Annotated in this window: 16 protein-coding genes; 8 read left to right on the top strand and 8 right to left on the bottom strand. The window is 60.4% G+C overall.

Annotated elements, in window-relative coordinates:
* Positions 1-68: 68 nt before the first annotated feature.
* From GNX18_RS14760 to glnA, 6 genes are all read right to left on the bottom strand, one after another.
* On the bottom strand, positions 69-1,349 hold the full coding sequence (locus GNX18_RS14760) for a cellulase family glycosylhydrolase (protein ID WP_166219014.1): 1,281 nt from the start codon (positions 1,347-1,349) through the stop codon (positions 69-71).
* A 199-nt stretch (positions 1,350-1,548) separates the two neighbouring features.
* The gene (locus GNX18_RS14755; protein WP_166219012.1) at positions 1,549-3,333 is read right to left on the bottom strand and encodes an NPCBM/NEW2 domain-containing protein; all 1,785 of its coding nucleotides are present in this window, start codon (positions 3,331-3,333) and stop codon (positions 1,549-1,551) included.
* 269 nt (positions 3,334-3,602) lie between these two features.
* Positions 3,603-5,021: a nitrogen regulation protein NR(I) gene (ntrC, locus tag GNX18_RS14750; protein ID WP_138234276.1), complete on the bottom strand. Its 1,419-nt coding sequence runs from the start codon at positions 5,019-5,021 to the stop codon at positions 3,603-3,605.
* A gap of 56 nt (positions 5,022-5,077) precedes the next feature.
* Positions 5,078-6,151, bottom strand: coding sequence for a nitrogen regulation protein NR(II) (glnL, locus tag GNX18_RS14745; RefSeq protein WP_138234275.1), 1,074 nt, complete (start codon positions 6,149-6,151; stop codon positions 5,078-5,080).
* 323 nt (positions 6,152-6,474) lie between these two features.
* Positions 6,475-7,155: a DUF4124 domain-containing protein gene (locus tag GNX18_RS14740; protein ID WP_240914026.1), complete on the bottom strand. Its 681-nt coding sequence runs from the start codon at positions 7,153-7,155 to the stop codon at positions 6,475-6,477.
* Positions 7,156-7,312: 157 nt separating this feature from the next.
* Complete coding sequence (glnA, locus tag GNX18_RS14735) at positions 7,313-8,716, bottom strand: glutamate--ammonia ligase (RefSeq protein ID WP_138234274.1); 1,404 nt, start codon at positions 8,714-8,716, stop codon at positions 7,313-7,315.
* A 376-nt stretch (positions 8,717-9,092) separates the two neighbouring features.
* Between glnA and thiI the strand changes: the two genes are divergently transcribed.
* From thiI to GNX18_RS14710, 5 genes are all read left to right on the top strand, one after another.
* The gene (gene thiI, locus GNX18_RS14730) at positions 9,093-10,565 is read left to right on the top strand and encodes a tRNA uracil 4-sulfurtransferase ThiI (protein ID WP_166219010.1); all 1,473 of its coding nucleotides are present in this window, start codon (positions 9,093-9,095) and stop codon (positions 10,563-10,565) included.
* Between the two features lie 273 nt (positions 10,566-10,838).
* The gene (locus GNX18_RS14725; protein ID WP_138234272.1) at positions 10,839-11,210 is read left to right on the top strand and encodes a GreA/GreB family elongation factor; all 372 of its coding nucleotides are present in this window, start codon (positions 10,839-10,841) and stop codon (positions 11,208-11,210) included.
* A 116-nt stretch (positions 11,211-11,326) separates the two neighbouring features.
* Positions 11,327-12,568, top strand: coding sequence for a TIGR03862 family flavoprotein (locus GNX18_RS14720; protein ID WP_166219008.1), 1,242 nt, complete (start codon positions 11,327-11,329; stop codon positions 12,566-12,568).
* 176 nt (positions 12,569-12,744) lie between these two features.
* Positions 12,745-14,553 carry a translational GTPase TypA gene (gene typA, locus GNX18_RS14715; RefSeq protein WP_138234270.1) on the top strand — a complete coding sequence of 603 codons (1,809 nt, stop codon included), beginning with the start codon at positions 12,745-12,747 and terminating at the stop codon, positions 14,551-14,553.
* 141 nt (positions 14,554-14,694) lie between these two features.
* The gene (locus tag GNX18_RS14710) at positions 14,695-14,886 is read left to right on the top strand and encodes a ribbon-helix-helix protein, CopG family (protein WP_166219006.1); all 192 of its coding nucleotides are present in this window, start codon (positions 14,695-14,697) and stop codon (positions 14,884-14,886) included.
* Positions 14,887-14,948: 62 nt separating this feature from the next.
* Here GNX18_RS14710 and GNX18_RS14705 read toward each other — a convergent pair whose 3' ends face one another.
* Complete coding sequence (locus GNX18_RS14705) at positions 14,949-16,595, bottom strand: SulP family inorganic anion transporter (RefSeq protein WP_166219004.1); 1,647 nt, start codon at positions 16,593-16,595, stop codon at positions 14,949-14,951.
* A 103-nt stretch (positions 16,596-16,698) separates the two neighbouring features.
* Here GNX18_RS14705 and GNX18_RS14700 point away from each other — a divergent pair, with 103 nt between their 5' ends.
* The 3 genes from GNX18_RS14700 to GNX18_RS14690 all read left to right on the top strand — a co-directional run bounded on the left by GNX18_RS14700 (position 16,699) and on the right by GNX18_RS14690 (position 19,112).
* The gene (locus GNX18_RS14700; RefSeq protein ID WP_138234267.1) at positions 16,699-17,040 is read left to right on the top strand and encodes a zinc ribbon domain-containing protein YjdM; all 342 of its coding nucleotides are present in this window, start codon (positions 16,699-16,701) and stop codon (positions 17,038-17,040) included.
* A 342-nt stretch (positions 17,041-17,382) separates the two neighbouring features.
* Positions 17,383-17,979: a hypothetical protein gene (locus GNX18_RS19700; protein WP_240914025.1), complete on the top strand. Its 597-nt coding sequence runs from the start codon at positions 17,383-17,385 to the stop codon at positions 17,977-17,979.
* 128 nt (positions 17,980-18,107) lie between these two features.
* Positions 18,108-19,112, top strand: a complete 1,005-nt coding sequence (locus GNX18_RS14690) for a hypothetical protein (RefSeq protein ID WP_166219002.1) — start codon at positions 18,108-18,110, stop codon at positions 19,110-19,112.
* Positions 19,113-19,126: 14 nt separating this feature from the next.
* On the opposite strand, the gene GNX18_RS14685 is transcribed toward GNX18_RS14690, so the two are convergent.
* Complete coding sequence (locus GNX18_RS14685) at positions 19,127-20,506, bottom strand: S8 family serine peptidase (RefSeq protein ID WP_166219000.1); 1,380 nt, start codon at positions 20,504-20,506, stop codon at positions 19,127-19,129.
* Between the last annotated feature and the right edge of the window lie 56 nt (positions 20,507-20,562).

The raw sequence follows: 20,562 nt of genomic DNA, 5'->3' as shown, positions 1-20,562 counted from the left end.
TACATAGGCAACAGGCCCCGGTCACCTTTTCGGTGCCGGAGCCTGAATGTCAAACCGCAGCTATCACTCTAATGCGGACAGATACTCGCAGACACACAGCTCTGGCTGTTCTCCCAACCCCAGCCGCCATTGTCACTCTCACACATCGGCCACACGCTGCCATCGCTCCAGGTGCAGGTTTGTGCCGCGTCTTCACCCGGGCAAATACTGGCGGAAACACAACTCGCATTGTTCTCCCAACCCCAGCCCCCGGTGTCGGTCTGACACATCGGCCACACACTGCCGTCGCTCCAGAGACAGCTTTCGCTGCTGCCACCGCCAGAGCTGGATGACCCGGACGAGCTTGAACCGCCACTAGAGCTGCCACTGCCCGTATATACGGAAGCGAGCTGGGATGTCTCGCGAATACCATTGCTGCCGTTGATCAGGCGGCTGCCCCACGCACTCAAATTGTCCGGATCAAAATTCAGCGCGATATCGAGATCGGTACAACAGCTGCCATTTCCCGACCAGGACCACCCCAGATACCCGAAGCCGAGTTGTTGTGCATAGGAAAAGATGGAGTCCTCATCGACATTCCCGCCTCCGTGTGTCGCACCAAACTCGCCCACCACCAGGGGCAGATTGTGGTTGGCAAATGCCTGCATGTAGCTGCTTACCTTCGAGGCATCGCTGAAGACTTCGTACATATGCACATCAAAAATCACATTGCGCGCGGGATCACTGGAAAAAATGTCTGGTGCGTTATTGCGCATAAAAAACTGCCAGTCCTGCCCCCAGTTGCCGGCGTCCACCATAATGGTGTGAGTGATCCCGCCGTTGCGAAGTGCCTGTATCGCTCCCTTCGTGTCATTGACGTAGGTACTTTCCGCCACAGAATTGCCGAAGGGTTCGTTGGCAATATTGATGATAACGAAGTCCTCTTGCCCCTGGATCACCGGCAGTATGTCGGACGAAAGCCAGTAGTTGGTGGCGTTGGAGATATGTGTCGCGGACCCCTGTTCCGGATAACCGGTTGAGTCGTGCACTTCCAGCACACAGATCAATTTATTGGCCTTGCATAGTTCGATGATATTTTGCACTTCATCACCGTTGTTTCTCGTCCACTGTGTGCCATTGCTCAACACCACACGTACGGTGTTCGCTCCTGCGGCGGCGATATCGGCAAATGCGCCGTTCTGACCGGTGTACCAGGTATAGGCGTGATTGATTCCACGCATCACAAACACATTTCCGTTCCCATCCAGCAGGGCGCGGCCGGATACCTGGAAACCGGCGAACGCATTCAGCGCGGTTGAGGTCAACAGTAGGGAAAGCAGAAACTGGATTAACTTGCATCGCTTCAACATTTGAGTGCTCCACTCCATTTGAGAACCGTACAGCAGGCAACCACCACTATGTTGGGTACTGCACTATAGGGGGATGAAACCGGTTACATTTTTATTGGTTTATTTACCCGGATAGGGCGGGAGGGATAGTGCCACACGGTGTAACCGGTTACAAAATGAATGCAGTGCCAACCTGGCTTATTCTGATGCGAAACGCGCCTCAGCGGCGCGCCATCGTCAGAGCACCGCGCTCCGGAACGCTCTGCCAGAACCCCGCCTCTGCCCAGTTGGCGTGATCCGAGCTGATGTCTCCCACCCCGTGCACCTGGAGACTCAGGGTCTGTGCATTGTCCACTGGCAGAACCACTTCACCCGGCGCCTGCCAGCCCACAATCCCGCTTTGCCACACCGGGCGCCCGTCCAGCAGGATCCTGAAGCGTACGCGCCCGCGCTCGCCGGAACGGTTGAGTCCGTAAAAACTGTGAAAATAGCGCGCGCCCTCCGGTATACGGAATACCACCTGCGAGTAGGCGTGTACGCCCAGCCCCTTGTCAAAGCGATGACCATGGATATCCAACGGTTCGTCGCTTACTGCGCGGTCGCGGCTCAGACGCCCCCACTGCTGTTCAACAGAGAGCTCACGGTAATCGCTGAGATACAGACGCCCGCGCTCGTCCCAATCGGCGTGGTTGAGGCGGTGTAACTGGTACAGCTCCACACCGGCAAAGGTGAACACCATCAGTGCCGCTACAGCTCCGCCGTGCAACCGGCACAACACAGAGGTGAAATATCGGGTGCCTGCGCGCGGACGCAGCAGAGCCGCAATCCGCGCAGCGGGAAGTACAAAGACCATCAATGCCGCAAGTCCCACCCCGAGAACCAGCCAGGATAGCTGCTGCCACACCGCGTGCCCGGCAAGCGGAAGCACCAGCACGATATTGAGTGCCACCACCAGATTCGCCAGGTGCAGCCACACCCCGTGAAAGTAGCCGCGCGCGCATCCCAGCGCGGCAAACGGCACCATCAGGAACAGGTAGCGCTCATGCATGGAAGGCGCAAGCGCGAAGAATCCCAGCAGCATCACCATACTCAGACCCACCACCTCGCCAAACCGGCGGCAGCCCACCCAGGCCCGCGCCATGCACAGCACCGACACCAGCAGGAACAAGCCGAGTCCCAGCTTTTGGGGCGTCGCCCAGCCGACACCCGGGATCAGAGGTAAGTGCATGTCGGTGTTATTGCCGGCGAGCAGGAACCAGAGATTTGCGGCGTTCATGGTAGAAAAGGGAAAAATGTCTGCGTTGCCGAGATAAGCCGCGTGAAACATTTCCTGAAAGCGCCCCACCCAAATAAACGGCAGAAAGGCCACAAACCCCACCAGCAGAAATCCTGCCAGCGCCCGCGGTGCGTAGTGCCAGGTGCGGAGGCGCCAGCGGTGCATGAACAGGCCCGCCAGTACCGGCAGTATTACAATGGCCTGGAACTTCCACACCAGCGCCAGCGCAAACGCGGCGCCGGCGGCAAAGAAGCGCGCGCGAAAAGCGCACACCAGAGATATCCACATGGGTAGGAATGGCAGCAGATCCACCTGCCCCCACACAGGGCCGTCCAGTAGCAGTGCCGGACTCGCCACCACACTCCAGAAAACCGGGCTGCGCAGCGGCTCGATACCGCGCTCCACAAGCAGCCGCTCCACCTGCTGGCACAGCCACAACTGGGTGGCGAGCACCGGCAGCAGCACAAAAAATTTGAGCTGCATCGGCGACGCCGGTGGGTATTCCAAATTCAGCGCGTCAAACAGCTGAGCCAACAGCCAGAACCAGTGCAGCAGCATCGGCGGGTAGTTCGCCTGGATATGCCCGTAACCCTGCGACAGCGCCGCCATCCAGTCGCTCCAGTAACCCAGGTCGCCGCCGTGGCCGTTCCAGAACAGGGCACAGAAAAAGAACAGGGTACACAGTGGCATGGCCCAATTCCGCTGGGCCGGGGGGAGGTCCTTGAGCATGGTTTTTCTTTTCGCAATCCGGGAAATTTCTGTCCGCTGATCTCTGCGTGCATACGCAAAAACAGCAACCTGCAGCAATAGAACGACCACCTAGTCCCGGTAGTCGTCCGCAAGATGCGGCAAGTGGCGCCAATGAGCGAAATCTGGGATGCGTGTCACAAATATGGCTGGATCGTAGCTCAGAGCTGGAGGCCAGGGGATGCGCCCGGCAGAGGACCGGGCGCAGGAAGGGCATTTTCAGCCGCGGGGAAAGAGAGCGCGGTTTGCGCTCAATCGTCCCCGCCGCTCATCCCCAGCTCCTTGAGTTTGCGGGTGAGGGTGTTGCGTCCCCAACCGAGCAATTCCGCGGCATCGCGTTTGCGGCCGGCGGTGTGTTTGAGGGCGATTTCAATCAGAGCGCGCTCGAACGCGGGCACCGCCTGGCCGAGGATTTCCCGCTGGCCGGTGGCGAGCGCCTGATCCGCCCACAGGCGCAGAGCTTTCTGCCAGTCCTGAGGCACTTCGCTGCTGGCGCTCTGCTGGTGTAATTCCGGCGGCAGGTCATCGACATGCACCTCGCGGCCGGAGGCCATCACGGTGATCCAGCGGCAGGTATTTTCCAACTGGCGTACGTTGCCGGGCCAGTCGAGACTGGCGAGGTACTCCTCGGTTTCCTTGAGCAGGATTTTCGGTTCTACCCCGAGGTCTTTGGCGGCAATGTTGAAGAAGTGGCGCACCAGGCGGGGAATGTCTTCGCGGCGATCGGCAAGACGCGGGATGTGAATGCGGATGACGTTGAGGCGGTGGAACAGGTCTTCGCGGAATTTGTGCTGTTCGACAAGGCGTTCGAGATGCTGGTGGGTCGCGGCGATGATCCTTACATCCACTTTTACCGGGGTGTGGCCGCCCACCCGGTAAAACTCCCCGTCTGCCAGTACCCGGAGCAGACGGGTTTGAGTCTCCGCGGGCATGTCCCCGATCTCATCCAGAAACAGGGTGCCGCCATTGGCCTGCTCGAAGCGGCCGGCGCGCTGGGCGCTGGCGCCGGTGAAGGCGCCCTTTTCGTGGCCGAACAGCTCGGATTCCATCAAGTCGCGGGGAATCGCCGCCATGTTCAAAGCAATAAATGGCTGGCTCTTGCGCGGACTGTGGTTGTGCAGCGCCGCCGCCACCAGCTCCTTACCGGTGCCGGATTCGCCGTTGATCAGCACCGTGATATTGGAGTGCGACAGGCGGCCGATCGCGCGGAACACCTCCTGCATCGCCGGCGCCTCGCCGATGATTTCCTTATTGCCAGTACCGTTTTCAATGACTACGGGCTCTTCCGGCTTCTGCTCGTTGGCGTGGGCCAGGGCGCGGCGCGTTACCGCCACCGCTTCGTCAACGTCGAACGGTTTCGGCAGATATTCGAAGGCGCCGCCCTGGTAGGCCGCCACCGCACTGTCGAGATCCGAGTGGGCGGTCATGATGATGATCGGCAGCGACGGGCGCTCCGCCTGGAAGCGCTGCAACAATTTGAAGCCGTCGGACCCGGGCATGCGGATATCGCTGATCACCACGTCGGGGGTTTCGCTGTAGAAGTCGTCCAGCGCGCGATCGCCGTTTTCGTAACAGGTGGTGTCGATCCCGGCACGAGACAAAGCGCGCTCCAGCACCCAGCGGATGGAGCGGTCGTCATCAATGATCCATACGCGATTGTTCATAGTAATTTCCCGGCTCTGTGATTACTTTCTAATAATTCTGCTACTCGCATTGCCGCCGATCGCTAGTCGCTTACCAGCGGCAAATAAATCTGGAATTCGGTCAGCCCCGGCTGGCTTTCGCATTTGATGAGCCCCCGGTGCTGATTGATGATGTGCTGGGAAATGGACAGCCCCAGCCCCGAGCCCTCAGCGCGCCCGGAAATCATCGGGTAAAAAATGCGTTCGCGGATGTCTTCCGGAATCCCCGGGCCGTTGTCGACGATGTCGATGCGGCACACCAGCGCACAGTGGCGGCGGCCAATGGTGAACTGCCGCTGCACCCGGGTGCGGATGGTGAGGTTGCCGTCCGCCAGCCCTATATTCTCCGCAATCGCCTGCATGGCGTTGCGCGCGATGTTGAGTACCGCCTGGATCAACTGTTCGCTGTCGGCGGGAATGTCCGGAATCGACGGGTCGTAATCCCGTTTAATTTCCAGCGCACCGTCGCATTCCGCCTCGATCAGCTGCGCCACCCGCTCGGTGATGGAATGCACGTTCACCGATTGCAGTTTCACCGGTTTGCGCGGCCCGAGCATGCGGTCCACCAGATTGCGCAGGCGATCTGCCTCTTCAATGATGATCTGGGTGTACTCACCGAGGCCGTCGTCGTCGAGATCTTTAAGCTCCCTTTGCAGCAACTGTGCCGCTCCGCGAATGCCGCCGAGCGGGTTCTTCACTTCGTGCGCCATGCCGCGAACCAGATTGCGGGTGGTCTCCTGGGCGGAGAGCAGTGCATCCTCGCGCGCGATGCGCAACAGGCGGTCCATGGACTGCACTTCCAATAGCAACAGGCCGAGGTCGGTAAGCGGTGTCACCGAGTAGTCCACGGTGCACTCTTCCAGGTTGTGCAGAAACCACAGGGCGCGGCGCACGGTGTACTTCTCACCGGTGGCGAGCGCCGAGCGCAGCGACTGTTCCGCGGAGCGGGATTCCCGCACCACTTCCTCCAGCGGCAGGCCAATGGCGCGGGCACTGGACGCCGCTACCAGGTCTTCTGCCGCCGAATTGAGGTAGCAGAGCGACAGGTTTTCATCGAGCACCAAAACCGCCGACGTGAGATTGTCCAGCAGCAGGCGTAACTGGCGGTCGTTGAGCATTCAGTCTTCCGAGGTTGAGAATTCCGAGGTTGAGAGAACCGATTTGGTTCACGTTTTCGGCTCGCCTATTGGCAGTGCAAAAAGCAAACCAAAATGGCGCAAAAACCGGATTCACGGGAAACGTTCGGGGGCACCGGAAAAAGATGCCGCCAGGACGTGCACCATTATTGTGCGTAGAGCAAAAAATAGCCAGTCTCGCCGCACAAAATCGGCCGGAGAACAGAGGGACAGCATCGGCGACAGGGGGTGAAGGAGCAAAAATGGGGTAGGGGATGGAAGAGAGATGGTCGCGGGCACCGGAGAGAGTGCCCGCGGGCGCCGCTTCAGCGCGGCTGGGGCTTCGGCGGGCTGGCGATACCGGGGACCTGCGGCGCCTTCGGCATCTGCGGCGCCTGCTCGGCGGGGAAGTCCGGCACCTGACCACCGGGACGCTTCACATGCACCTGGATTACCTGAGACTGCGCCAGCGGTTGACCACCCGCATCCAACAGCACCGCCTGGATGGTGTGGGTGCCGCGCTCCAACGCGGAGATATCCAGGCTGGTTCCCGAGGAGGTGCCGGACCAGCGCTGGCCATCGATCACCGCGTAGAAGGCGTAGCCGTCCCGGGGCACCGGGTCCAGCGCTACCTGCAGCACGATAAAGCGCTGGCCCGGGGGGATGGTGGCATCGTTTGCCGGGCTGACAATGGCAAAATTCACCGGGCGCTGGTCGTCACTGCGCGCCGCCCGCTCTTCCCGTGCGTCGCGGTCCCGTGGCGACAGCTTGCGCAGCGGCAAAGGGGTGGGTTGCACATTGGTGGGACCAATCGCGATCTTTTCCGCCTTCGAGCCCGCGGGTGCGGTATCGCTGAAGGTGACGCGCCCGTCGGGGCCGACGATCCTGTAGACACTGGTGCCGCCAGAGGAATTCTCACTCTGGGCCTCCGCCGCTGCACCCGAATCCTGAAGCGCCAGTGCCGGCGCTGCCAGTAGCATCACCAACAGTGCAATCCTTGTTGTCATGGGCATTCCCGCCTGTTGCATTCTCAATCTTGTTGTTAAGGCTAGCCATCTGTCACACAAAAAAAAAGCCCACACCGAAGTGTGGGCTTTCCCGTCATCTTTGCACCGCTCTCATCTGAACCGAACCGAGTGCGATGCGCCGACGATACCTGCCAAATTAGCAGGAGTAGTACATATCGAACTCAACCGGGTGAGTGGTCATGTTCACACGCTGCACTTCTTCGCGCTTCAGGGCGATGAAGGCGTCGATGGCGTCGTCGGTGAATACACCACCTTCGGTCAGGAAGGCGCGGTCCTGATCCAGTGCGTCCAGAGCCTGCTCCAGGCTGGAAGCAACGGTCGGGTACTCGGCCAGTTCTTCCGGCTCCAGATCGTACAGATCCTTGTCCGCCGGGTCGCCGGGGTGAATCTTGTTCTTCACGCCATCGAGGCCCGCCATCAGCAATGCCGCGAAACACAAGTAGGGGTTGGCGGTCGGGTCCGGGAAGCGGGTCTCGACGCGCTTGCCTTTCGGACTCGCCACGAATGGAATGCGGATGGATGCGGAGCGGTTGCGCGCGGAGTAAGCCAGGATTACCGGCGCCTCGAAGCCCGGCACCAGACGCTTGTAGGAGTTAGTGGACGGGTTACAGATAGCGTTCAGGGCGCGCGCGTGCTTGATGATACCGCCGATGTAGAACAGGGCAGTTTCAGACAGACCTGCGTAGGCGTCACCGGCGAACTGGTTAACACCGTCCTTGCTGAAAGAATGGTGTACGTGCATACCGGAACCGTTGTCACCTACCAGCGGCTTGGGCATGAAGGTGGCGGTTTTGCCGTAGGCGTGCGCCACGTTGTGCACGGCGTACTTCAGGATCTGAACTTCGTCAGCCTTTTTGGTCAGGGTGTTGGCGCCAACGCCGATTTCACACTGGCCAGCGGTGCCCACTTCGTGGTGGTGCACTTCGATTTCCAGACCCATCTGCTCCATCGCGGCGCACATGGCAGCGCGGATGTCGTGCAGGGAGTCGACGGGCGGAACCGGGAAGTAGCCGCCTTTCACGCCCGGACGGTGGCCCATGTTGCCTTCAGCGAAGCTGGCACCAGAGGACCAGGCCGCTTCCTGGGAGTTGATCTTGTAGAAGGCGCCACCCATTTCGGCACCCCAGGTAATGTCGTCGAATACGAAGAACTCGGGCTCCGGGCCCATCAGTACCTTGTCGCCCAGACCGGTGGACTTCAGGTATTCCTCGGCGCGCATGGCGATGGAACGCGGGTCGCGCTCGTAGCCCTGACCGGTGATCGGATCGACGATGTTACAGCGGATGATAACGGTCGGCTCGTCGGTGAAGGGGTCGAGGAAAGAGGTATCGTCGACCGGCATCAGTACCATGTCGGATTCGTTGATACCCTTCCAGCCGGCGATGGAGGAACCATCGAACATCTTGCCGACTTCAAAGAATTCACTGTTTACTTCCTTAGAAGGAATAGAAACGTGCTGTTCTTTACCCTTGGTATCGGTGAAGCGCAGGTCTACCCATCTGGCTTCGCTCTCTTTGATCAGTCCGAGCGTCTTTGACATTGCAGTCCTCCAAGAATGATAAGTTATGTGTCGCGCCAATTCGCTGTATCTTGTGGCAACAGTAAAAGCAAGGAGTGTGCCAAATTGGGGCAAACTGACTGTAGGCGGCGACTGGCGCGCGGAATACGGCGGCAGCGGCCCTGTTCGGGACCAAATCGGCCGGGCAATGCCCAGAACAACCCCAAGGTAGTCCCAAAATTGGTGCTTTCAAACCCCGGAATGCACCATTTTGGGGCCAAGAAGTCACGCAAGGCACCATAATGGTGCTGCAAGCAAATTCCCGGTAGCGAGTTTATAATTCGCCACCTTTCCCGGGAAGCGGCGAACGCGCTCCCGGCCCCCTATTTCTGTCAATTGCGGTTCCGGCACATCCCCTATGCACTTCGTCGTCAAGTTTTTCCCTGAGATCACCATCAAAAGCAATCCGGTGCGCAAGCGCATGTCGCGCCAGCTCGCCGACAACCTGCGCAAGCTGATGCGCGGGCTCGACGACCGCATCCAGGTGCGCAAGGACTGGGAAAAAATCGATGTCATCGCGCCGGATGCCGTATCCCATCTCGGCGACCGCATTGAAGAGGTACTGGCGCACACGCCCGGCATTGCCAACTTCGCGCGGGTGCAGCAGTTCCCGCTGGGCGACATGGACGACATTTACCACAAGACCCTGTCGGTGTGGGGCGACAAGCTCGCCGGTAAGACCTTCTGCGTGCGCGTGAAGCGCACCGGCAAACACGACTTCCAGTCCCTCGACGTGGAGCAGTATGTGGGCGGCGGCCTCAACACTAATACCCAAGCCGCCGGGGTGAAACTGAAGAACCCCGACATCACCGTCAAACTGGAAGTCCGCCACGACAAACTGAACGTTATCGAGCAACTGCACCAGGGCCTCGGCGGCTTTCCGCTGGGCACCCAGGACCCAGTCATCTCGCTGGTGTCCGGCGGCTTCGACTCCACCGTCGCCAGCTATCTCACCATCAAGCGCGGCATCCGCACTCACTTCCTGTTTTTCAACCTGGGCGGGCGCCAGCACGAGCTTGGCGTGAAAGAAGTGGCGTTCTATCTGTGGGAACGCTACGGCGCGTCACACCGGGTGAAGTTCATCACCGTGCCATTCGATGAAGTGGTGGCGGAAATCCTCGAGCGCGTCGACGACTCACACATGGGCGTGATCCTGAAGCGCATGATGTTGCGCGCGGGCACGGTGATCGCGAAGGAACTGGACGTGGATGCGCTGGTCACCGGCGAAGCCATCGCCCAGGTGTCCAGCCAGACCCTGAAGAACCTCTCGGTGATCGACCGCGTCACCGATACCCTGGTGCTGCGCCCGCTGATTGCCTCCGACAAGACCGACATCATTCGCACCGCGCGCGAAATCGGCACCGAGGAATTCGCCGCGAATATGCCCGAATACTGCGGTGTGATCTCGGTGAAACCCACCACCCGCGCAAAACTGGAGAAAGTCGAGCACGAGGAAACCCGCTTCGACTTCACCATCCTCGACCGCGCCATCGGCAACCGGGTGATGCAGAACATCGACGAGGTAATGGAAGACCTGGGCGAGGATGCCCCGGCCGTGGAGGAGTTCGCCGAGCCGGGCGACGCCGTCGTCATCGACATCCGCCACCCCACCGAGGAGGAAGTGAATCCGCTGGAGCTCGACAACGCCACGGTGGAAACGATTCCTTTTTATCGCCTCAGCACCGCTTTCAAATCCCTAGATAAAGACAAGCAGTACCTGCTGTACTGCGCCCGCGGCGTCATGAGCAAGCTGCATGCCTCGCACCTGTTGGACGAGGGCTACCGCAACGTGGGAGTATTTCGTCCACTGCGGGAACATGAACCCAGGTAATTCTGCCGACACCCTGTTTACCACCTCCCCCAGGCCGCCGGTTCGCGGATATAGCAAACCGGCGCAGAAGTGCTATGGTTGCCCCATGATCAGCCATCACTCTCCGGCCACTTCGGCCCCGCAACATACCGCACGCGCGCCCTTCTCCGGGCGTGCGCTGGCTGCTGCCTTACAGTCCTAGGCCGGGTTTCCGACAGCGCGCGGGAAATCCGGCGCCCCGGTTCCCCGCGCCCCTCTCAATCCCGAATTCACCTGCTTTGCATTGGAGAAGTTATGACTTCGCTGCCCCCAATCATCGTGTCCCGCGAGGATCGCGAACAAATCTACAACCTGCTGGACAGTATCCCCGCGCACAACGAAGTGGTCGAAGGCCTGTACGATGAACTGGACCGCGCCGAGATCCGCGAGGAAAAGGACATGCCCGGCGACGTGGTGCGGCTCAACAGCAACGCGCGCTTTACCAACGAGGCGTCCGGCAAGGTGTACCACCTCAAGCTGGTGCTGCCGGCGAACAAGACCGGAGACCACTGCGTCTCCCTGCTCACCCCGGCGGGCGCAGCCCTGCTCGGCCTGAAAGCCGGCGACAGCATCGAGTGGCCGGTGGCCGGCAAGTCCCTGCGTCTACGATTGAACGCCGTGGAGTGAACCAGCGGTCAGCGAACCTCTGGGTCGGACCGGCAGCGACCTGTACTCCCTGGTGAGGCCGCAGCGGTCCGTCTCGGCTAGAATGCACCGTTTTCACCGGGACCACCCCAAAAGCCATGACCGATTCAGCCAAACCCACCGCCCCCCGCGTCGCCATCATCGGCGGTGGTCCCGCCGGGCTGATGGCCGCAGAAGTGCTGGCCGCGGCAAAGGTAGATGTCGACCTGTACGACGCCATGCCGTCGGTGGGGCGCAAGTTCCTGCTGGCGGGGGTGGGCGGCATGAACATCACCCACTCAGAGCCCAAGGCAGCATTCCTGTCGCGCTACCGCGAGCGATGCACCGAAATGGTGCACCTGCTTGAAGACTTCGACGCGGACGCCCTGCGCGACTGGATTCACGGTCTCGGCATCAGCACCTTCGTCGGCACCTCGGGGCGGGTCTTTCCTACCGATATGAAGGCCGCGCCGCTGCTGCGCGCCTGGTTGAAGCGCCTGCGCACACAGGGGGTGACCATCCACACCCGTCACCGCTGGCTGGGCTGGAGCGACGGCGGCGCACTGCGTGTGGAGACGGTGGACGGTGAAAAGCGCATCGAGGCTGACGCGGTGCTTTTGGCCCTCGGCGGCGGCAGCTGGCCGCGACTGGGCTCGGACGGCCGCTGGACCTCACTGCTGCAAGCCCGCGGTGTGGACCTCTCGCCCCTCAAGCCGAGCAACTGCGGCTTCGAAGTGGCGGCGTGGAGCGAACATTTGCAGGCAAAATTCGCCGGCGCCCCGCTGAAGAACGTGGCACTCCGCGTCGATGACGAAGCGCCGCGCACCGGTGAGTTTGTGCTCACCGACTGCGGTGTCGAGGGCAGCCTGGTGTACGCCCTGTCCGCCGCCATCCGCCGGCAGATCGAGGCGCGCGGGTCCGTCCGGGTACTGCTCGACCTGCTGCCGCAGATTTCCGCAGACAAACTGGCCGCGGCGCTCGCCAGGCCCCGCGGCAAGCAGTCTCTCGCCAAACACCTGCACCGCCAGGCCGGACTCAGCGGTGTCAAGGCGGCGCTGCTGCACGAACTCGCACCGCGCGACGCATTTGCGGATCCCGCCCGCCTCGCCCCCTGGATCAAGGCCCTGCCCATCGAACTGGTACGCGCGCGCCCCATCGAGGAGGCCATCAGCAGCGCCGGCGGCGTGCCCTTCGAGGCGCTGGACGGCGGCCTGATGCTAAAGGCCCTACCCGGGGTCTTCTGCGCCGGCGAGATGCTCGACTGGGAGGCTCCCACCGGCGGCTACCTGCTCACCGCCTGTTTCGCCAGCGGCCGCGCCGCCGGCCGCGGTGCGCTTGCCTGGCTGGCGCGGCGCGGATAGGCCGCGTATCCGCCGCTTAGTGGAATAGAGGTAGTCAGCGCCGGTTCCGGCTAATTTTTATCCAGCAAGCACTGCCAATTGACACATATCCCCCCTATAATGCGCCCCCAATTTCATCCGCCCGCGCCCAGATTGCCTGCCGCGCACGGCATCCGACCACCTTCGAGAACTCCCCAGTGATAGACAATCTTCGCAATATCGCGATCATCGCCCACGTTGACCACGGCAAGACCACCCTGGTGGACAAGCTGCTGTCCCAGTCCGGCACCCTGGACCGCCGCAGCGCCGACTCCGAGCGCGTGATGGACTCCAACGACCAGGAAAAAGAGCGCGGTATTACCATCCTCGCCAAGAACACTGCCATCCGCTGGAACGACTACCGCATCAACATCGTCGACACCCCCGGACACGCCGACTTCGGCGGTGAGGTAGAGCGCGTACTGTCCATGGTGGACTCGGTACTGCTGCTGGTGGACGCGGTGGACGGCCCCATGCCACAGACCCGCTTCGTGACCCAGAAGGCGTTCGAGCAGGGCCTGAACCCGATCGTTGTGATCAACAAGATCGACCGCCCGGGCGCGCGCCCGGACTGGGTGATGGACCAGGTGTTCGACCTGTTCGACAGCCTCGGCGCCACCGATGAACAGCTCGACTTCCCGGTGATCTACGCCTCCGCCCTGAACGGCATTGCCGGTATGGACGAGACCGACATGGCGGAAGACATGACCCCGCTGTTCCAGCTGATTGTCGACAAGGTCAAGCCGCCGCAGGTGGACCTGAACGGTCCCTTCCAGATGCAAATCTCTGCGCTGGACTACAACAGCTACGTGGGCGTGATCGGTGTCGGCCGCATCAAGCGCGGCACCCTGAAGCCGAACCAGCAGGTGGTGATCCTGGATCGCGAGGGCAAATCCCGCAAAGCCAAGGTGCTGCAGGTAATGGGTTACCTGGGTCTCGAGCGCGTGGAAGTGGAACAGGCCAGCGCCGGCGACATCGTGTGTATCACCGGTGTGGGCGAGCTGAACATTTCCGACACCCTGTGCCACCCGGATGCCCCGGAAGCGCTGCCGGCGCTGACCGTGGACGAGCCCACCGTGAGCATGACCTTCCAGGTCAACGACTCCCCGTTCGCGGGCCAGGACGGCAAGTACGTGACCAGCCGCAACATCAAGGAGCGCCTGGAGCAGGAGCTGATCCACAACGTGGCGCTGCGCGTGGAGCAGGGCGACACCCCGGACAAGTTCAAGGTCTCCGGCCGCGGTGAACTGCACCTGTCGGTACTGATCGAGAACATGCGCCGCGAAGGCTTCGAGCTGGGTGTGTCCCGCCCGGAAGTGGTACAGAAAATCGTCGACGGCGAAATTCAGGAGCCCTACGAGCAGGTCGTGATCGACGTGGAAGAGCAGCACCAGGGTTCCATCATGGAAGAACTGGGCCTGCGCAAGGCGGACCTGACCAACATGGAGCCGGACGGCAAGGGCCGCGTGCGCCTGACCTTCATCGTGCCGTCCCGCGGCCTGATCGGTTTCCGCAACCAGTTCCTGACCCTGACCAGCGGCTCCGGCATCATGACCAGCATCTTCGACCACTACGGCCCGGTCAAAGCCGGCGAAGTGGGCAAGCGCATCAACGGCGTGCTGGTGTCCATGGTGAAGGGCAAGACCCTGGCCTACGGCCTGTTCGCACTGCAGGACCGCGGCCGCCTGTTCCTGGGCCACGGTGAGGAAATCTACGAAGGCCAGATCGTCGGCATCCACTCCCGCGGCAACGACCTGGTGGTAAACCCCACCAAGGCCAAGCAGCTGACCAACATCCGCGCCGCCGGCACCGACGAGGCTCTGACTCTGACCCCGCCGATCCGCCACACCCTGGAGCAGGCGCTGGAGTTCATCGAGGACGACGAACTGGTGGAAGTGACCCCGAATCACATCCGCCTGCGCAAGAAAATCCTGCAGGAAAACATGCGCAAGCGCGCGAAGAAGTAATTTCTTCTGAAACAAAAAAACGGGCCCAACGGGCCCGTTTTTTTGTTTGGATGGTACTGTCAGAACCGGCTAGCCCCTTGGCTTACACACAGCATTATAATCGGATTACAATGTTCGCTATCGAACATACAGGATTGTGCAATGGAAACCAAAACGGCGCGCTTTACCGTATTACTTGACCCAAGGAAAAAGAAAGCCTTTGAGCAGCTCTGTGCATCGCAAGACCTGACGCCATCGCAGGTCGTCCGGCAACTGATCCGGAAATATCTCGAACAGCACGATGTCGATTTTATGAATCAGGAAATTCAGGACCGGAAACATCCTGACCGCTGAAATTTCGCAGGTGGGTTATCTCATTGCGAGGGCTGCTCGGCTTTTGCCACCTCCAGCGTACTCTACCCGCCCAGCTCCGCGATGTACCTGACGCTCTGATCAAATGTCGGGAAATAGTGCTCCTCCCCGATTAACGCGACAATACCGGCCTTTCTGAGTTTGCCATCGACACGGCTGTTCGCTCCCGACAAAAGCACGGTGACTTCGCGCTTGTGTAATGCCTGGATGACTTCTTCAAGTGTTTGCAGACCCGTTACATCGATAAATGGCACCCACTTCAAACGGATAATCAGAAATTCGGGATCGGTATGCGTATTGGCGAGGGCTCTTTCAAAATTCTCCACCGCGCCAAAAAAGAATGGACCTTCGACGGTGAAAACCAGGGTCGAATCCGGGATATTCTTTTCCCCCACGCGGGAGAGTTCGCGGTTGATCTCCCCCGATGTGGCCTGTGAAACTTCAACACTCGCCGCCATTCTTCTGAGGAAGTGGAATGTGGCCAGAATGACGCCAATGTTGACCGCGATTACAAGGTCCGCAAAAACGGTTAACGCAAAGGTGATGAGCAAAATGGCCACATCCGCTCTCGGTGCACGCGCGACCATTTTTACAAAGTGCCTGGCCTCGCTCATATTCCAGGCGACGACAAACAGGATCGCAGCCAATGCGGCGAGCGGTATGTTTTCCGCCAGGCGCGCCAGTGCCACCAGAATAACCACCAATGTGATCGAGTGGACGATCCCTGCAATTGGACTGTTGCCGCCGTTGCGGATGTTGGTTGCGGTTCTGGCAATTGCGCCGGTGGCCGCGAACCCGCCAAATAGCGGTGTAAACAGATTCGCAATACCCTGGCCCACAAGCTCCTGATTGGAATCGTGGTGGGTTCCGGCCATGCCGTCTGCGACCACGGCGGAGAGCAGCGATTCAATCGCCCCCAGCATGGCTATGGTGAAGGCGGGGCCGATCAGTTCGATGATCTGCGACCACTCCGGCACAGGGAAATGCAACATTGGCAAACCCTGGGGAATTCCACCGAAGGCGCTGCCGATTGTCCTGACGCCGTCAAAGTGAAAAACACTTTGTGCGACAGTGGCAAACACCAGTGCCACAAGCGGGCCGGGAACGCGTTTCATCCGGGGAATACGGGGGGTAAAAATCACCAGCCCCAAGGATGCAAACGCAAGCAGTGTGGTGGGGAGGTGAAACTGTGGCAGCGCGTAAATCAAGTGCAGGAGTTTTTCATGGAAATACTCGCCGCCCGCCTCCGGCAAGCCAAAAAAATCGCGCCACTGCCCCACCCAGATAATGACACCAATCCCGGCGGTAAACCCGACGATGACCGGGGCAGGGATGAATTTGATGATTCCCCCCATTTTCGTCAGGCCCAAAGCGAGCAAAATCAGGCCGGCCATAAACGTCGCGATTTGCAGCCCTACTATGCCGTACTGCGCAGTAATACCGGAGAGAACCACGATAAAGGCGCCGGTGGGGCCTGCGATCTGCACCTTGCTGCCGCCAAACACCGATACGATAAAGCCGGCAATGATCGCGGTATAAATTCCCTGTTCCGGCTTGGCGCCGGAGGCTATGGCAAATGCCATCGCCAGTGGCAGCGCGACGATGCCGACAACCAACCCCGCCACAAGGTTGTTCAACCAGTGCTGCCTGCCCAGCAAACCTGCGTTGTAAGCTTCTCTCAGCGCAATCATGGGTCATCGTTTCCCGAGCTTTATGTTATAACCGCATTACAATGTTGTTATAATGTCCGAAAAAGAAGCTAAGCCACTTCCAATTTCCGATCAAGAGGTTTCTATGAGCTCCACCTTGCCCGCCTGTCCAAAATGCCAGTCCGCCTATGTGTATCAGGATCAGGACATGCTGATCTGCCCCGAGTGTGCCCATGAATGGAACCCGTCGGCCGAGGTCGTCGATGAAGACGCGCTGCTGGTCAAGGACGCGAATGGCACCCAGCTGGTGGATGGCGACAAGGTCACCCTGATCAAAGACCTGAAGGTCAAAGGGTCGTCAATGGTGCTTAAAATTGGTACCAAAGCGACCATCAAGAGGCTGGTGGATGGCGACCACAATATTGACTGCAAAGTCGACGGCGCCGGCGACATGATGCTCAAGTCCGAATTTGTTAAAAAAGCCTGATACCACGAATGCTGAATCGAACCGATCCTGCAGGCCTGTCGGCTATGGGTTATCCACGGATCAGCGACTGGGGGTAACGCCACCTTTGCACCGATGTGCGAATTGCTTCAACGCACCGTCCTTGAGAAAGGGTTCTCTCATGGTCGGTGTGCCCGGGTCCGCGCTGTTGTGAATCCGGGAATATCCAGCTCCACAGCAGCACGCCCTACAAATAAAAGTCCGCCTCCGGCTCTCCCGGGTAGTTTTTACTGAATACTTTTAAGTTTCGGGAATAAACCCGTTTCCCACCCGTTGTCCCTGTGCAAGTCAACTGATTGCACCGTAAAACATGAGGACAACAAAATGCCAACTTTCACTTCCTTTTCCCGCTCCTTTTTGAAAAGCCAGCTGATTTCCGCGGCCAGCCTGTTACTGGTGGCCAGTGCCCACGGGCAGGAATCAGCGCCAGCGGAAATGCACAGCAACAGCGGTGTGTCGGAGCACGCCAGTGTTCAGGTGTCGGCCAGCGCCAATACCGGTTTCGAAACCGGGGTTCACAACAGCGGCACAGGACAGGCGGTCGCCAACACCGGGCAGCGCACTGAACACACCGCCGAGCACAGTGCCGAGCAGAATGCCAATGTCTCTCTGAATACGGCGGCCAGTGCGATGGGTACTGTTAGCGCTACTTCCTCCGAGGCGCTCGCCAGTGGACTGGCAGCCACCGCGGTTGTGGCAAATGCCGGCGCGGTAAAGGGCAGCGTGGATGAAACACTATCCGCAGCAGTCTCCTCAAGCCTCTCCTCCACCGTTGCCGCCACTGCACAAGGTGCACTGGATGCAGAGATTGCCGGGCAGGTGGCTGCAGCGGTGGGGGGCGAAGTTGCCGCAGCAGTGCAGGAATCAGTGCAAGCCAGCGTGGAACAGACACTGGATACCTCCCTGCTGGGCGGCCTGTAAGCGGCCGGAGTTCCCTTTCAAAACCCATTCAAAACCCATTCAACATCCATTCAACACCGGTGCCGGGTGCGCGCTTGACCCGGCACCTTCGCACGGGCAGCAGTAATAAATTACACGGAAGCCAAACCATGAAAACCGATACCATGAATAACCACAGCATCAATCAGTCACGTATATACCGCAGCGCCTTAACCCTCTGCTGCGGAATTTTTTGCGGGTTCGCCACAGCGGAAACCAAAACCGATTTTTCCTTCGAGGCCGGTGCGGGAATGGAGCACGACAGCAATCTGTCCATTCAGGAACTGGACCGTACACAGGACAGCGGAGACAGTGCATTTCTGTTACACGCCGATGCGCGGGGAAAGGTGGACCTCAACGAGGCGCTTACCATCAAGGCCGGATACCGCCACCAGTGGAAAAACTACCAAACGTTTGCAGACTTCGATCAGCGCACCGGCACCTGGTCGCTGGATGCCAGTTACGATTTCAGTGCGCTCACTCTGGGTGCCAGCCTATACCGGGCGAATGCCACCCTGGACGACTCGCCGTTACTGACGCTGACTCTGGGTAGCGTATATGCGGGCAGACTGATCGGCGAGCGGGTGTATCTGCGCGGCGCTTTCGGCCAGCGGGATAAGGACTTTTCCGGCAACCCGCTGCGGGATGCACTGGCGGATGTGGTCGACAGTGATATGTTTGTCTTTTTCGCCGGCGCGCGCAGTTTTATCTCCCTCGGTGCCAGCTGGGAAAACGAGGATGCTGTTTCCGACAGCCTGGACTATCGCGGTCGCAGCCTGCGCGCGCGCCTGTCGCACAAGTTCACCCTGGTGGACTTCGATAACACCCTGCAACTGGGGTGGCGATTTGACCGGCGCAACTATGCATCGGAATTTTCCGCCGTGGATACGCCTCTGGATACGTCCTTACTGCCGGGCCAGGACGATGCACTGCCACCAGCACCGTCAGACAAGCGCCGGGATTTTCGCCGCACCCTGGAGGCCAGCTGGGAACTGGCGATGACACCGTCGCTGTCTCTGACCGGCAAGGTGAGTCGCGGTAATCACAGCTCGCCAGTGGCCGGGGCGGATTACGAAGAGACGCTGGCCTCGCTGATGTTGAGTGCCAGTTTCTAGTTGAACACCAGCCTTTAAGGCACCGCGGAGAAGTCCCCGAGCAAGCCGAAGCCAAACACCGGGTCGCGGCCCGGTTCCCCCAGATCGCTGGCCCTTGCGGCCAGCTTTTCCAATATCACCGCACCCGGATGGGCCGCCCGCTCACAGGCGGCAAACGCCGAAACCACAGGCGCGGCAATGGAAGTACCGCTTTCGCGGCCAAAGCCCCCACCGCTGCGCGCGGTCATCACCCGCACGCCGTGTGCGGCAAAATCCAAGTAGTCGCCGCGATTGGCCCAGCGGTAAATATTTTTGCGGTCGTCCACCGCGGTGGCGGAAATCACGCCCGGGTAGGCCGCGGGGTACAGCGGCGGCGCGGCAGGGCCGCCATTGCCGGCGGCGGCAACCACAACTTTTCCTTTATCCATCACCTGAATCAGCGCCGCCTGCAGCACGCGGTTGTGGGGGCCACTCAGACTCATATTGATCACCGACACGTCTTTTGCCAGCAACCAGTCCAACGCGGCCACCAGCTGCATCATGGTCGCGCCCTGGGCGAATTGATCCCGCGGGTAGAACACCGAGGCGTTGTACAGGGTGGCGTGGGGCAAACGGGAGGTACGCGTCGGCAATGCGCCAATCAGCACCCCTGCCACTGCGGTGCCATGGGCATCCGGTGATGGTAATTCGGGGTCAAGAAAAGACTTCTGTTCGATGCGGCGGTCCCGAAACGCCGGGTGATCCAGTTGTATCGCTGTATCCACCATGCCGATGGCAAAGGATGCCTCGCAGATCGCGGAGGCCGGCGCAGGCATTTCACCACCACCGGCACTTTCGTCGCTCGCCTGCGGCCGGAAAATATGGTTGCGATCCAGGCGCTCCACCAGCGATGCCGGCAGGTACCTGGACAGCGCTGCCCGTGAGTCCACGGTCTCCGGCACGCGAAAGCGCAGTAGGCTCAACCCCAGCTCGGCGAAATCCGTCTGCTCGAGGATTTCGATATCCAGCGTTTGCTCCAATGTCCGTACCTGGGAGAGCTCGCCGGCGTCCAGCATGGCCAGCCACTGGCGCTCCACTGCCCACAGGCCAGGCTCAACTTCTACTTCCACCAGGGCCACGGCACCGGTGCTGTTGAGCACCGGTATCCGTTGCAGGCCGGTACTGGCGACCTGTTCTACCGCAGCAGTGAGCTGCTGCGTCTGTTGTTTGGCGCGGCTCTGGGCTTCCCGTGCGGCACGCGCGGCGCGGCGCTCCATCTCGCGGGCGACCCGCTCGCTCTCTCGGGTGATCTGACCGACAGAGTCCACCACCGGATCAAGGCTGACCACTTGGGCCATTGCCGCAAGCGGCAGGGCGAGCAGCAGTCCGAGGGTAGCAGTGCCGATGCACCGTGAGTTTTTGCGGGGTCTTTTCATGGGGATATTCTCGCATTAGCCCGCGGCAGAAGAAAATGCGCGGCGCGTCCAGGTAA

It is taken from the genome of Microbulbifer sp. SH-1 (assembly GCF_011326135.1).
GTDB lineage: Bacteria > Pseudomonadota > Gammaproteobacteria > Pseudomonadales > Cellvibrionaceae > Microbulbifer > Microbulbifer harenosus.
The sequence above is the reverse complement of the archived record's forward strand: the minus strand, read 5'-3'. Positions and strand labels throughout refer to the sequence as shown.

Bases quoted from the DNA above. Each gene is read 5' to 3' on its own strand.
- glnA (WP_138234274.1), bottom strand. From the start codon at position 8,716: ATGTCAAAGACGCTCGGACTGATCAAAGAGAGCGAAGCCAGATGGGTA.
- GNX18_RS14740 (WP_240914026.1), bottom strand. From the start codon at position 7,155: ATGACAACAAGGATTGCACTGTTGGTGATGCTACTGGCAGCGCCGGCA.
- GNX18_RS14755 (WP_166219012.1), bottom strand. From the start codon at position 3,333: ATGCTCAAGGACCTCCCCCCGGCCCAGCGGAATTGGGCCATGCCACTG.
- GNX18_RS14760 (WP_166219014.1), bottom strand. From the start codon at position 1,349: ATGTTGAAGCGATGCAAGTTAATCCAGTTTCTGCTTTCCCTACTGTTG.
- GNX18_RS14725 (WP_138234272.1), top strand. From the start codon at position 10,839: ATGACTTCGCTGCCCCCAATCATCGTGTCCCGCGAGGATCGCGAACAA.
- GNX18_RS14705 (WP_166219004.1), bottom strand. From the start codon at position 16,595: ATGATTGCGCTGAGAGAAGCTTACAACGCAGGTTTGCTGGGCAGGCAG.
- GNX18_RS14710 (WP_166219006.1), top strand. From the start codon at position 14,695: ATGGAAACCAAAACGGCGCGCTTTACCGTATTACTTGACCCAAGGAAA.
- glnL (WP_138234275.1), bottom strand. From the start codon at position 6,151: ATGCTCAACGACCGCCAGTTACGCCTGCTGCTGGACAATCTCACGTCG.
- GNX18_RS14720 (WP_166219008.1), top strand. From the start codon at position 11,327: ATGACCGATTCAGCCAAACCCACCGCCCCCCGCGTCGCCATCATCGGC.
- GNX18_RS14685 (WP_166219000.1), bottom strand. From the start codon at position 20,506: ATGAAAAGACCCCGCAAAAACTCACGGTGCATCGGCACTGCTACCCTC.
- GNX18_RS19700 (WP_240914025.1), top strand. From the start codon at position 17,383: ATGCCAACTTTCACTTCCTTTTCCCGCTCCTTTTTGAAAAGCCAGCTG.
- thiI (WP_166219010.1), top strand. From the start codon at position 9,093: ATGCACTTCGTCGTCAAGTTTTTCCCTGAGATCACCATCAAAAGCAAT.
- GNX18_RS14690 (WP_166219002.1), top strand. From the start codon at position 18,108: ATGAAAACCGATACCATGAATAACCACAGCATCAATCAGTCACGTATA.
- GNX18_RS14700 (WP_138234267.1), top strand. From the start codon at position 16,699: ATGAGCTCCACCTTGCCCGCCTGTCCAAAATGCCAGTCCGCCTATGTG.